At 73.0% G+C, this 12,511-nt stretch carries 14 protein-coding genes; 5 read left to right on the forward strand and 9 right to left on the reverse strand.

Annotated features, from left to right (window positions below):
• The first annotated feature begins 52 nt into the window (after positions 1-52).
• Entirely contained in the window at positions 53-1,372 is a 1,320-nt protein-coding gene (locus tag DRV96_RS03640; RefSeq protein ID WP_119287870.1) for a GTP-binding protein, read from the forward strand.
• Positions 1,365-2,237 (forward strand): amino acid kinase family protein, encoded by an 873-nt coding sequence (locus DRV96_RS03645; RefSeq protein ID WP_119287872.1) that lies wholly within the window; start codon positions 1,365-1,367, stop codon positions 2,235-2,237. Before DRV96_RS03640 ends, DRV96_RS03645 begins: the two co-directional genes overlap by 8 nt.
• Before the next feature lie 7 nt (positions 2,238-2,244).
• Here DRV96_RS03645 and DRV96_RS03650 read toward each other — a convergent pair whose 3' ends face one another.
• The 5 genes from DRV96_RS03650 to acsA all read right to left on the reverse strand — a co-directional run bounded on the left by DRV96_RS03650 (position 2,245) and on the right by acsA (position 7,681).
• Entirely contained in the window at positions 2,245-2,481 is a 237-nt protein-coding gene (locus DRV96_RS03650; RefSeq protein WP_119287874.1) for an acyl carrier protein, read from the reverse strand.
• 14 nt (positions 2,482-2,495) lie between these two features.
• Positions 2,496-3,791 (reverse strand): dihydrolipoamide acetyltransferase family protein, encoded by a 1,296-nt coding sequence (locus DRV96_RS03655; protein ID WP_119287876.1) that lies wholly within the window; start codon positions 3,789-3,791, stop codon positions 2,496-2,498.
• A gap of 2 nt (positions 3,792-3,793) precedes the next feature.
• Complete coding sequence (locus DRV96_RS03660; RefSeq protein WP_119287879.1) at positions 3,794-4,786, reverse strand: alpha-ketoacid dehydrogenase subunit beta; 993 nt, start codon at positions 4,784-4,786, stop codon at positions 3,794-3,796.
• Positions 4,783-5,784, reverse strand: coding sequence for a pyruvate dehydrogenase (acetyl-transferring) E1 component subunit alpha (pdhA, locus tag DRV96_RS03665; RefSeq protein WP_119287881.1), 1,002 nt, complete (start codon positions 5,782-5,784; stop codon positions 4,783-4,785). The genes DRV96_RS03660 and pdhA overlap by 4 nt, the downstream gene beginning before the upstream one ends.
• A gap of 106 nt (positions 5,785-5,890) precedes the next feature.
• A complete protein-coding gene (acsA, locus tag DRV96_RS03670) occupies positions 5,891-7,681 on the reverse strand; it encodes an acetate--CoA ligase (RefSeq protein ID WP_119288113.1) in 1,791 nt (596 codons plus the stop codon).
• A gap of 241 nt (positions 7,682-7,922) precedes the next feature.
• Here acsA and DRV96_RS03675 point away from each other — a divergent pair, with 241 nt between their 5' ends.
• Both DRV96_RS03675 and DRV96_RS03680 read left to right on the forward strand, forming a co-directional pair.
• Positions 7,923-8,966: an amidohydrolase family protein gene (locus DRV96_RS03675; RefSeq protein ID WP_119287883.1), complete on the forward strand. Its 1,044-nt coding sequence runs from the start codon at positions 7,923-7,925 to the stop codon at positions 8,964-8,966.
• A 52-nt stretch (positions 8,967-9,018) separates the two neighbouring features.
• Complete coding sequence (locus tag DRV96_RS03680) at positions 9,019-10,014, forward strand: Bug family tripartite tricarboxylate transporter substrate binding protein (protein WP_119287885.1); 996 nt, start codon at positions 9,019-9,021, stop codon at positions 10,012-10,014.
• Positions 10,015-10,170: 156 nt separating this feature from the next.
• Here the strand turns inward: DRV96_RS03680 and DRV96_RS03685 are convergent, their stop codons facing one another.
• From DRV96_RS03685 to DRV96_RS03700, 4 genes are all read right to left on the reverse strand, one after another.
• Entirely contained in the window at positions 10,171-10,578 is a 408-nt protein-coding gene (locus tag DRV96_RS03685) for a type II toxin-antitoxin system VapC family toxin (protein ID WP_119287888.1), read from the reverse strand.
• Positions 10,575-10,820 carry a FitA-like ribbon-helix-helix domain-containing protein gene (locus tag DRV96_RS03690; RefSeq protein WP_119287890.1) on the reverse strand — a complete coding sequence of 82 codons (246 nt, stop codon included), beginning with the start codon at positions 10,818-10,820 and terminating at the stop codon, positions 10,575-10,577. The genes DRV96_RS03685 and DRV96_RS03690 overlap by 4 nt, the downstream gene beginning before the upstream one ends.
• Before the next feature lie 237 nt (positions 10,821-11,057).
• Positions 11,058-11,696 (reverse strand): SagB/ThcOx family dehydrogenase, encoded by a 639-nt coding sequence (locus tag DRV96_RS03695; protein ID WP_119288115.1) that lies wholly within the window; start codon positions 11,694-11,696, stop codon positions 11,058-11,060.
• 67 nt (positions 11,697-11,763) lie between these two features.
• Complete coding sequence (locus tag DRV96_RS03700) at positions 11,764-12,105, reverse strand: HPF/RaiA family ribosome-associated protein (protein WP_119287892.1); 342 nt, start codon at positions 12,103-12,105, stop codon at positions 11,764-11,766.
• A gap of 154 nt (positions 12,106-12,259) precedes the next feature.
• Between DRV96_RS03700 and DRV96_RS17960 the strand changes: the two genes are divergently transcribed.
• Positions 12,260-12,505: a lipopolysaccharide assembly protein LapA domain-containing protein gene (locus tag DRV96_RS17960; RefSeq protein WP_162910932.1), complete on the forward strand. Its 246-nt coding sequence runs from the start codon at positions 12,260-12,262 to the stop codon at positions 12,503-12,505.
• The last annotated feature ends 6 nt before the right edge of the window (positions 12,506-12,511 follow it).

The raw sequence follows: 12,511 nt of genomic DNA on the forward strand, positions 1-12,511 counted from the left end.
TCTGCGCCTGCGCGGCGCGCTGCCGCTACGATGCGGCGCAGGACACCGGGCCATGAAGCGCATCGTGATCTGCGGCGCCGCCGGGCGCGACTTTCACGTCTTCCACACCGTCTACCGCGACGACCCGGGCTCGCACGTCGTCGCGTTCACTGCGACGCAGATCCCGGGCATCGACGCGCGCCGCTACCCGGCCGCGCTCGCCGGCGCGCGCTACCCCGACGGCATCGCGATCGTGCCCGAGACCGAGCTCGACGCGCTGGTGCGCCGCGAGGCGGTCGACGTCGTCGTCTTCGCCTACAGCGACGTCGAGCATGCCCACGTGATGCACCTCGCGTCGCGCGCACTGGCCGCCGGGGCCGACTTCGTGCTGGCCGGTCCGCGCGCGACGATGCTGCATGCGACGAAGCCGGTCGTCGCGGTGTCGGCGGTGCGCACCGGCTGCGGCAAGTCGCAGACGGCACGCCACCTCGCCGCGGCGCTGAAGGCCAGCGGCCGGCGCGTGGCCGTCGTGCGCCACCCGATGCCGTACGGCCACCTGGTGCGCCAGCGCGTGCAGGCCTTCCACGCGCTGGCCGACCTCGACGCCGCGCAGTGCACGCTCGAGGAGCGCGAGGAGTATGAGCCGCACCTGCAGGCCGGCCACGCGGTGTATGCCGGCGTCGACTACGCGCGCGTGCTCGAAGCGGCCGAGCGCGACGTCGACGTGATCGTCTGGGACGGCGGCAACAACGACTTCCCGTTCTTCGCGCCGACGGTGCACGTCGTCGTCTGCGACGCGCTGCGCCCCGACCAGCTCGCGACGCACCACCCCGGCGAGGCCGTGCTGCGCATGGCCGACGTCGTCGTCGTCAACAAGGTCGATGCGGCGCCGCCGGCCAATGTTGAGCGGCTCGAGCGCGCGCTCGCGCAGCTCGTGCCCGGCGTGCCGGTGGTGCGCGCCGCGTCGCCGGTGCGCGTCGACGACGCGCGCGCGCTCACCGGCCGGCGCGTGCTCGTCGTCGAAGACGGGCCGACGATCACGCACGGCGGCATGCCGCACGGCGCCGGGCTCGCGGCGCTGCGTGCGATCGACGGCGCGCAGATCGTCGACCCGCGCGCGAGTGCGGCGCCTTCGATCGCCGCCGCGTATGCGCAGTACCCGCACATCGGGCCGGTGCTGCCGGCGCTCGGCTACGGCGCGGCGCAGCTCGACGACCTGCGTGCGACCGTCAACGCGAGCGCGGCCGACGTCGTGCTCGCCGCCACGCCGATCGACCTCGCACGGCTCGGCGGTTTCGCGAAGCCCATCGTGCGCGCGCGCTACGCATACGCCGACGCCGGCACGCCGACGCTGGCCGAGCTCGTGCGCCAGCGGCTCGACGCCTGTGGCTGAGCCGCTGCTCGTCGTCGCGCTCGGCGGCAATGCGCTGAGCCCACCGGGCGGCGCGCAGACCTACGCCATCGAGCGCGCGTCGATCGCCGCAGCTGCGCGTGGCCTCGCCGCGCTCGCAGCGCAGCGCTGGCGGCTGCTCGTCGTGCACGGCAACGGGCCGCAGGTCGGCCGGTTGCTGCGCCACGACGCCGACACCGCCGACCTCGACATCGCCGTCGCGCAGACGCAAGGCGAACTCGGCTACCTGCTCGCCGACGCGATCGGCCGCGCGACCGGCCAGCCGGCGGTGGCCGTCGTCACGCGCGTCACGGTCGACGCCGCCGACCCCGCGTTCGCGCAGCCGACGAAGCCGATCGGCCCGGTGCTCGCGACGCCGCCCGCTCGCGTGCCCGCAGTCGCGGTGGGCGGCGGCTGGCGGCGCGTCGTCGCGTCGCCGCAGCCGCTGGCCGTCGTCGAGCACGACGCGGTCGCGACGCTGCTCGCGCGCCACCACGTCGTCGCCGGTGGCGGCGGGGGTGTCGCGCTCGGGGCTGCCGGGCCGCTGGCCGCCGTGATCGACAAGGACCGCGTCGCGGCGCGGCTCGCGATCGCGCTTGACGCGCAGGGGCTCGTCTTCGCGACCGACGTCGCCGGTGTCGAAGACGATCACGGCACGCCGCACGCGCGCGTGTGGCCGCGGCTGACGGTGGCCGAGGCGCACGCGCTGCTGGCCCGCGGCACGCTCGGCGCTGGCTCGATGGGCCCGAAGGTCGAGAGTGCAGCCGACTACGCCGAAGCCACCGGCCGCGCGGCGCGCATCGTGCACTGCGACGCGATCGCGCAGGCGCTCGACCCCGAGGCGCCCGGCACCGCCGTCGTGCCGTGACGCGCGCTCAGGCCGACAGGTAGCCGATCAGGCCTTTCATCGTGAACAGCTTCGAGGTGTCGGCCTCGGGGATCTTGCGGCCGGTCTTCTGCGCCAGCGCGATCACGAAGTTCAGGAAGTCCATCGAGTCGAGGTCGAGCGCCTCGCGCAGGTCTTCGGTGTCGCCGACCGTCGACAGGTCGGCCTCGGGCGCGATGCCGGCCAGCGCCTCGGCGGCCAGCGCGCGGATCTCGGATTCGGTCATCGTCGGGCTCCGGATTACAGCGTCTCGGGGGACTGCAGCGCACGGTCGATCGCGGCGAGCAGCAGGCCACCCACGTGGCCGTCGCTCGCGCGGTGGTCGGCGGCCAGCGTCGTCGTCACCAGCGGCCGTGGCATGACCTGCCCGTCGACGACCCACGGCCGCACGACGATGCGGCCGAAGCCGACGATCGCGACCTGCGGCGGGTAGATCACGCCGAGCACGCTCTCGGCGCCGCGGTCGCCGAGGCTCGTGATCGTGATCGTCGGGTCCGTCAGCTCGCCGCTGCGCAGGCCGCCGGTGCGCGCGCGCTGCACGAGGTCGCGCAGCGCGGCCATCAGCTCGGGCAGCGTCTTCTTGTCGGCGTCGTGGATCGCCGGCGCCACCAGCCCGCCGCCGCGCAGCGCGATCGCCCAGCCGAGGTGGATGCCGGCGCCGGGCTCGAACGCATCGTGCTTCCAGAAGCCGTTGAGCTGCGGCACCTCGACGAGCGCCTTCGCGGTCGCCTTGAGCAGCAGCGTCGCGGGCAGCAGGCGCTCTGCCGGGTCGCGCTCGGCGTTGTAGGCGTCGAGCCAGGCCTGCGCGGCGGCGAAGTCGATCGTCGTCGCGAGGTAGTAGTGCGGGATCTCGCGCTTGGACTTGCCCATGGCGGCGGCGATGGCCTGGCGCATCAGCGCGGGGTCGAAGCCGCCCTTCGAGGGGCGCGGCGGTGCCGTCGGTGCCAGAGCCGGGGCGGGGCGCGCGCGCGGCTGCGCGGCGGCGAGCTCGACGTCGGCCAGCGTCACGGCGCCGTCGACGCCGGTGCCGTGCAACGCATCGGCGTCGATGCCGAGCTCGGCCGCGCGCCGGCGCGCTGCGGGGCTGACCTTCCCGCGCGTGGCCGCCGGCGCGGCCGGCGGGGCTGCGATGGGCGCTGGCGCTGCGGGCACCTCGCGCGGGGGTGCAGCGGCGGGGGCGCGCACGGCAGCGGCTGCAGGCGCCGCCTCTGGCGCCGCAGGCGGCGCGGGTGATGCGACCGGGGGCGGGGCCATAGGCGGCGCGGCGGCCGGTGCGACGGCCGGTGCGACAGCAGATGCTTCGCCCGCCGTGCGCACGTGCGCGAGCACCGCACCCACCGGCAGGTCGACGCCCAGCGGCGCGAGGTCGTCGATCACGCCGTCGAGGAAGCACTCGACGTCGATCGCGCCCTTGTGCGTCTCGACGACGGCGATCACGTCGCCGGGCTTGACGCGGTCGCCCGGCTTGACGAGCCACTCGACGACCTTGCCGGTCTCCATGTCGGCGCCGAGCGCGGGCATCGTGAAGTCGGCCATGTTCAGCTCCTGCGCGGCACGACGGCGCGCACCGCGGCGACGACGCGCTCGACGCTCGGCAGCGCGGCGTCTTCCAGGTGCGCCGCGTAAGGCACCGGCACTTCGCGGCTGCACACGCGCTTGACCGGCGCGTCGAGTTCGTAGAGCGCATCCTCGGCCAGCCGCGCGGCGATCTCGGCCGAGATCGAGCCGCTCTTCCAGCCCTCGTCGACGATCACGACGCGCCGCGTGCGCTGCACCGACGCGACGACGGTGGGCATGTCCAGCGGGCGCAGCATGCGCAGGTCGATCACTTCGGTGTCGATGCCGTCTTTCGCCAGCGCGCCGGCGGCGGCCAGGCACTTCGGCAGGCTGTTGCCGTAGGTCACGAGCGTGACGTCGCGCCCCGGCCGGCGCACCTTGGCGTGCTCGAGGTCGACGGCGGTGATGGCGGGGTCGAGCTCGCCCTCGGCGTTGTAGAGCACGATGTGCTCGAAGATCAGCACCGGGTTCGGGTCGGCGAGCGCGGCGGCGAGCATGAAGCGCGCGTCTTCCACCGTGCCCGGCACCGCGACCTTGAGCCCCGGGATGTGCGCGTACCAGCCCTCGAGGCTGTGCGAGTGCTGCGCCGCAAGCTGCCGCCCGCCGCCGGTGGCCATGCGGATCACGAGCGGCACCGCGAACTGGCCGCCCGTCATGTGCGGCAGCGTCGCCGCGTTGTTCATGATCTGGTCTAGCGCGAGCAGGCTGAAGTTGCAGGTCATGATCTCGAGCAGCGGCCGCAGCCCCGCGATCGCGGCGCCGATCGCCAGCCCCGTGAAGCCGTTTTCGGCCAGCGGCGTGTCGACGATGCGCTCGGGGCCGAACTCCTCGAGCAGGCCCTTGGTGACTGCGTAGCAGCCGCCGTACTTGCCGACGTCTTCGCCCATCACGAAGGTGCGCGGGTCGGCCTTCAGCGCGTCGCGGATCGCCTGCTTGCACGCTTCGCGGTACGTCATGCGCAGCGGGGCGGTCATGCCTGCTCCTCCTGCACGACCCTATCCATCAGCACGAAGCGCTCGAGCTCGTCGACCGGCTCGAGCGTGCCGGCCTCGGCGAACGCGACGGCGGCGTCGATCTCGGCCGCGACGTCGGCCTCGATCGCCTGCGCCTCGGCGTCGCTCAGCTGGTGGTTGGCGACCATCCACGCGCGCAGCCGCTCGATCGGGTCGAGGTGCTTCCAGCCCTCGATCTCGTCGCGCGTGCGGTAGGCCTGCGTGTCGAACATCGAGTGCGCGCGGAAGCGGTACGTGCGCACCTCGAGAAAGTACGGGCCCTGACCGTCGCGGACCTGCGCCACCGCGCGCCGCGCCGCGGCCTCGACCTTCACCGGGTCCATGCCGTCGACCTGTTCGGCGGGCATCCGGTACGCCTTCGCCTTGCGCCAGATGTCGGTCTCGACCTCGCTGTCTTCGAGCGGCACGCCCATCGCGTAGAGGTTGTTCTCGCAGACGAACAGCACCGGCAGCCGCCACAGCTCGGCGAGGTTCATCGTCTCGTGGAACACGCCTTCGCCGACCGCGCCTTCGCCGAAGAAGCAGGCGGTGACGGCACCGCGGCCGAGCCGCTGGTCGGCCATCGCGATGCCGGCCGCGAGCGGCAGCCCGCCGCCGACGATCGCGTTGCCGCCGTAGAAGCGGTGCGCGCGGCTGAACAGGTGCATCGAGCCGCCGCGGCCGCGGCAGCAGCCCTCGGCCTTGCCGAGCATCTCGGCCATCAGCGCGGGCATCGGCACGCCCCACGCGAGCGCCTGGCCGTGCTCGCGGTACGTGGCCACCACGGCGTCGCGCGCGGGGTCCATCGCGGCGGCGACGCCGACCGCCACCGCCTCCTCGCCGTCGTACAGGTGCAGGAAGCCGCGGATCTTCTGCGCCTGATAGAGCTCGACGCACTTGGCCTCGAAGCGGCGGATGCGCAGCATCTGCCGCCACAGGTGGTGCAGGTGCGCGCGGTCGAGGTGGATCTTGTCGGTCATTGGAACCCCCCGGTCACCGGGTCCGGTGCCCGGCCCCCCGAGGGGTCGGCCAGCTTGGGGCGGCCCGGCGCCCGGCCCGCTCGCGTTCGCCGCAACACGGCCTTGCTCATCGCTTCTCGTCGCTCTCGAGCGTCGACAAATCCCCCTCGGGCAGCCCGAGCTCGCGCGCCTTCAAGAGGCGCCGCATGATCTTGCCGCTGCGCGTCTTCGGCAGGTTGCTGCGGAACTCGATCGCCTTCGGCGCCACCGCGGCGCCGAGGCGCTTGCGCGCGTGGCCGAGCAGTTCGCGGTTCAGCGCCTCGCTCGGCTCGAACCCGGGCTTCAAGGCCACGTAGGCCTTCACGACTTCGCCCACCGTCGGGTCGGGGATGCCGATCACGCCGGCCTCGGCGACGGCCGGGTGCTCCATCAGCGCGCTCTCGACCTCGAACGGGCCGATCAGGTGGCCGGCCGACTTGATCACGTCGTCGGCGCGGCCGACGAACCAGTAGTAGCCGTCGGCGTCGCGCTTCGCGAGGTCGCCGGTGAAGTACCAGCCGTCGGCGAAGCACTTGCGGTAGCGCTCCTCCTCGTGCAGGTAGCCGCGCATCATCGACGGCCACGGCGTCTTCAGCACCAGCTCGCCTTCGGTGTCGGGCGCGTCGATCAGCTCGACGCGACCCTCGGACGTGCGCCGCGCGATCGCGGCCGTGATGCCCGGCAGCGGCTTGCCCATCGACCCGGGCTTGATGTCCATCGCCGCGTAGTTCGACACCATGATGCCGCCGGTCTCGGTCTGCCACCAGTTGTCGTGGAAGGTCTTGCCGAACGCGTCGAGGCCCCACCACACGGCCTCGGGGTTCAGCGGCTCGCCGACGCTGGCCATGAAGCGCAGCGCCGACAGGTCGTAGCCGCGCAGCGAGTCGGCGCCCAGCCGCATCATCATGCGGATCGCGGTCGGTGCCGTGTACCACACCGTCACGCGCTCGTCCTGCAGCACCGAGTACCAGGTCGGCGCGTCGAACTCGGCCTCCACGACGACGTTGGTCACGCCGCTGACCAGCGGCGCGACGATGCCGTAGCTCGTGCCGGTGACCCAGCCGGGGTCGGCGGTGCACCAGAACACGTCGTCGTCGTGCAGGTCGAGCGCGTAGCGTGCCGTCATCGCGTGCATCACGACGGCCTCGTGCACGTGGATCGCGCCCTTCGGGCGGCCCGTGGTGCCGCTCGTGAAGTGCAGCAGCGACATCGTCTCGGGGTCGGTCGCGCCGATCGTGAAGTCGAGCGACGCGGGGTCGACGACGTCGGCCCAGCGCACGGTGCCCGCTTCGTCGACCGCGTCGCCGACGAGGATCACGTGCTTGAGCCCCGGCAGCCGCTCGCGCAGGCCCTTGACCTTGCGCTGGTACAGCTCGGGCGTCGTCACCAGCACGCGCGCGTCGCCCATCTCGCAGCGCGTGGCGATCGGCTCGGGACCGAAGGCCGAGAACAGTGGGCTCACGACACAGCGCGCCTTCAGCGCGCCGAGCACCGCGAGGTACAGCTCGGGCAGCCGCCCCATCAGCACGAACACGCGCTCGCCGGGCTGCACGCCGAGCGCGCCGAGCGCGTTGGCGAAGCGGCTGGTGCCTGCGGCGAGGTCGGCGTAGCTGAACTCGCGCCGCGCGCCACTCTTGCCCAGCCAGCGGATCGCCGTCTTGCCGCCGCGGTTGTGCGCGACGTGGCGGTCGACCGCCTCGTGCGCGATGTTGAGCCCGCCGGCGGGCAGGCCGTCGAGCAGCGCGCGCGCGTCGTCCCAGCGGAACGCCGCGCACGTCGCGGCGTGGTCGAGCAGGTGGGGCACGGGCGCGAGCGCGCCCGGCGTCTTGACGATACGGGGCGGACGGGCGGTGCCCGCCGCGGCCTCGGCGGCAGTCATCACGGTCTCCTCGCTGTGTGGGCGCATCGCACGCGGCAGTGCACCCTCGCGGACGTCATCATCCCGGCCCCTGCGCAAGCGGGTTTGAGCCTGGTCAAGGGATGCGTCGATGCCGCGCCGTCGCCGGCAGCGGGCGCGCGACGCGGGAATGCCCGCGTTGACCGTGCCGATGACCGTTGAAACACTGCCGTGGCCGTTGCGTCGCAACGGCGCACCGACGAACACCGAAGAGGACGCAGCGATGATCGACGCCGCGACGCGGGGCTACCAGCGCATCGCCACCGAAGAGGCCTGGGCGCCCACCGAGATCCTGCAGCGCTACGTCAGGCTGCTCGACGAGGGCACGCACCACGACCCCGGCTTCCAGAGCCTGTGGGGCTTCTTCGGCAAGAGCACCACGCAGCGCGCGCGCGACCTGTACGAGCGCCTGCAGGACCTCGACGCGCGGCGCATCGCCGACATGGACGCCGCCGGCATCGACCGCGCGATCCTGTCGCTCACGTGCCCCGGCGTGCAGCTGTTCGACGCCGCCACCGCCACCGACCTCGCCGCGGCGTCGAACGACCAGTTGGCCGACGCGATCCGCAGGCACCCGACGCGCTTCGCCGGGCTGGCCGCGATCGCGCCGCACGCACCCGAGGCGGCCGCCAAGGAGATCGAGCGCGGCGTGAACCGCCTGGGCCTGAAGGGCGTCATCGTCAACTCGCACACGCAGGGCACCTACCTCGACGACGAGAAGTTCTACCCGATCTTCGAGGCCTGCCAGGCGCTCGACGTGCCGCTGTACCTGCACCCGAACACGCCGTCGCCGCAGATGGCGCAACCGTTCATCCCGCGCTGCCTCGACGCCGCGATCTACGGCTTCGCGGTCGAGACCGGGCTGCACGCGCTGCGCCTGATCGTGGCCGGCGTGTTCGACCGCTTTCCGCGCCTGAAGCTCGTGCTCGGCCACTGCGGCGAGGGGTTGCCGTACTGGCTGTACCGCATCGACTTCATGCACGCCGGCATCGTCGCCAACGACCGCAGCCCCGGCGCGCGGCCGCTGAAGACGAAGCCCAGCGACTACCTGCGCGAGAACGTCTGGTACACCACCAGCGGCATGCCGTGGGAGCCGGCCATCACCTTCGTGCAGCACGTCATCGGGCAGGACCGGCTGATGTACGCGATGGACTATCCGTACCAGTACGTGCCCGAGGAAGTCGCGATGTGCGACCGCCTGCCGCTTTCGCCGCACGTCAAGCGCATGTTCTTCCAGGAGAACGCCGAGCGGCTGTTCAAGCTGTGACGCGCGCCCAACCCTGCGACAGCGACGGCCGCCACGACACGAGGAGACGACGATGACCCAAGTGACGAACCCCTCGCGCCGCCGCGCCACCGCCGCGGCGCTGGCGCTGCTGGCCACCGGGCTGGCGCCCGCGGTGCGCGCGCAGGAGCGCTGGCCGAGCCGGCCGATCCGCCTGGTGGTGCCGTTCCCGCCCGGGGGCAGCAGCGACGTGGCCGCGCGCCTGCTCGCGCCGCGGCTCGGCGAGCGGCTGGGCCAGCAGGTGGTCGTCGAGAACCGCCCCGGCGCCGGCGGCACGCTCGCGCTGGGCCAGGTGGCCAAGGCCGCGCCCGACGGCTACACCCTCGTGCTGGCTGCGGCCGGCGGCCTGACGATCAGCCCCAGCCTGAACCCCAACCTGGGCTACGACCCGCTCGCCGACCTGGCGCCGATCACCGGCTTCGCGCGCATCCCGTTCGTGCTGGTGGCCCACGCCGACCTGCCGGTGAGCCGTGCCGACGAGCTGATCGCGCTCGCGCGCCGCCAGCCCGGCCGGCTGACGTTCGCCAGCGGCGGCAACGGCACCGCGATGCACCTGGGCGGCGAGCTGATGAAGTCGATGAGCGAGACCTTCATCGTCCACATCCCGTATCGCGGCAGCGCGCCGGCGATCACCGCCGTGATGGCCGGCGAGACGCAGCTCGCCGTCTCCGACATCACCAGCGTGCTCGGCAAGACCGAGGGCGGGCGCATGAAGGTCATCGGCGTGATGAGCAAGGACCGCACCGATCTCGCCCCCGGCGTGCCGACGCTCGACGAGACGGGCCTCAAGGGCTTCGACGTCAGCGGCTGGTTCGCGATCATGGCGCCGGCGCGCACGCCGCAGCCCATCATCGCGCGCCTGAACGCCGAGATCACGTCGCTGATCCGCACCGACGAGTTCCGCGAGCGCTTCAGGGCGCTGGGCATGGAGCCGATCCCGACCACGCCCGAGGAACTGACGCAGATGATGCGCGCCGAACTCGCGCGCTGGGCGGCGGTGATCAAGCGGGCGGGGGTGAAGGCGGAGTGACGGCACGCACGGCCGGCGGCTCGTCGCCATCTGATCCAGCGTGACGTTGCACGTCACGCCCATGCTGCGGTCGGGCGTGGGGGCGGGATCGGGCGGGATCGCGGCAGTGCGCCACGGTCCGGATATGGGCGCGATGCTGCGCGACCGACCGCCGGCTCAGCTCGGGCTCTTGTCAGCAGAAAGCGCCACGGCGTGCCCGGGAAACGCCTTCAGAAGCTTGGCATCCATCGTCACCAGCGGCACGCCCAGCGTCATGGCCAGCGCCACGAACTCGCAGTCGTACGCGGAGCAGTCGCTGTCTCGCACGAGTTCCAGCACCAGGCGTGAGTCGACCTCGTGCTCGGCGCCAGCGAGCAGGCTCTCGGCCTCACGTTGCAGCTCGAGCGCGACCTCGAACGTGAGGGTCTTGCGCCGCACGTAGCCCGCGAGGATGTTGCGGAACTCGCTGCGCCACAGCAAAGGCGCAGCCCAGTCGGCGTCCTGCTGCAGCAGCGCTTCCGCCTTCTCGGTGTGCTCGCCCGGCAGGTACAAGTACGCCACGACATTGCTGTCGACGACGATCACGCTCGCCCCTCGCGCTTGTGGGCGTCGATCTCGTTGGCGTGGAACGTCGCCTTCGGCAGCCCGGCACGCAGCGCCCGAGCCCGTGCCAGACGCTCGCTGACTGCCATGCGCTCAGGCAGCAATACGGATTCCAGGCACACGATCGCCTCGCTGTTGAGGCTGCGGCGGTGAGCCTGTGCCGACGCCTTCAGTCGCTCGTACACCTCGTCTGGAATGTTCTTCAGGGTCAATGTGGTCGGCATGGTGGCGCACCTCAAAGCGGTTCCATTTTGGTTCGGTTTTGGTTGCAACGCAAACGTGCGCCGGGTAGGCCGGTGTCGTCGCCATCGGGCGGAGCGACCTTGCGCGTCGTGGCGGGTGTGACGATCCGGCTCGCGGCCGGGACTGCCGTCGGGGCGTCCGTTGGCCAAGTGAGTTGCGCCGTCTCCGACGCTGGCCGATCGACGTGCCGTGATGCCGTCACGGCCCGCGCACCGCGCTCAGCGCGGATGCCCCACAGCCACGATCGCGAGCACCGACTCGCCATCCCCCAGCGGCACCGCGCGCCGCAGCGCGGCCTCGTCGAACGCGCCGACCACCGTGCCGCCCAGCCCGAGCGCGACGGCCTGCAGCAGCAGGTTCTGCGCCGCGGCGCCGGCTTCGATCGCCACGTAGCGTTCGGCGCGCGTCCCGTAGCGCGCCGCGGGGCGCTGCGGCTGCGCGGCGATCACGACGAGCGCCGGTGCAACGGCGAGCCAGCGCTGGCTGCGCGCGGCGGTGGCGATCTCGGCGCGAAGGTCGCCGCCGGCGACCGCGGCGAGGCGGTGCGCCGGCGGCTCGTAGCGGTGCACGCCCGCCGGCAGGCCGTCGACGCGGCCGGCGACGAGGTACAGCACGAGCGGGTACGTGGCGCCGGCCGACGGCGCGGTACGCCGCTGCCGCGCGGTGTCGCTGACGCCCTGCGCGGCCCACAGCAGCTGGCCGGCGTCGGCGAGCGCGAGCGGGCGCGGCGCGAAGCTGCGCAGCGAGCGCCGCTGTGCCAGCGTGCGCTCGACGGCGACGGTACCGTCGGTGCGCGGTGCCGGCAGCGGCGTCACTGCGCCGGGTGCCGCGGGCTGCGCGTTGGCAGCGGGCGCCATGGCCAGCGCTGCGGCCAGCGCCGCGGTCACCGCGAGCGCGCGGGCGCGCCAGCGCGCGCGGCGTCGTTCAGGCGCCGCGGATCGACTCGCGGCCCTTCGCATCCTTGGCGCGCCCGAGCGTGGTGTCGAGCAGGCGCGCGAGCTTGTCGGCCGCGCCGTGCACGGCCTCGGCCACCTTGGCGGCGTCGTGCTGCACGGCCACCGGCTGGCGGCCGGCGAGGCGCGCCTCGAGCTTGCAGCGCTTGTCCTGCCCGTCGGTGCGCGCGGCGTTGACGTCGCTCAGGTGCACCTCGATGCGCGTGACGTGGTCGCGAAAGCGCGCGAGGCGGTCCTTCAGTTCGGACTCGACCCAGGTCGCCAGCGACGCCTCGCCGTGCACGTGGTTGTCGGTGTTGAGCTGGATTTGCATGGGGGGTCCTCGTCGTCCATCAAAGTTGGATGCGACCCGTCGCCGGCGCCGGGGTTCAATCCGCACCGCAGCGCTGCCCTGCGCCCGCGGAAACCTCGCGCGGCGCGGAAGGTCATACCGGGTGCCATTGTGGCTGCGATGCAGGAGGATCCCGATGAACGTCCGCTACGTCAGGCCGGCGGTGCTGCTGCTGCTCGTCGCCGCGCTGCTGACCGTGATCGTGCAGAACCGTGCGCCGGTGCAGACGCACTTCCTGCTGGTCACGGTCGAGATGCCGCACATCCTGCTGCTGACGCTGACGGCGCTCGGCGGCTTCATCGCCGGGATGCTGGTGTCGGCGCTGCGGCGCCGGCGCGTGTGGCCGCGCCCGCACGCCGACGCGGCCGCGCGCGACGCCTGACGCGCC

The organism is Azohydromonas sediminis, assembly GCF_003574675.1.
Classification (GTDB): domain Bacteria; phylum Pseudomonadota; class Gammaproteobacteria; order Burkholderiales; family Burkholderiaceae_C; genus Calidifontimicrobium; species Calidifontimicrobium sediminis.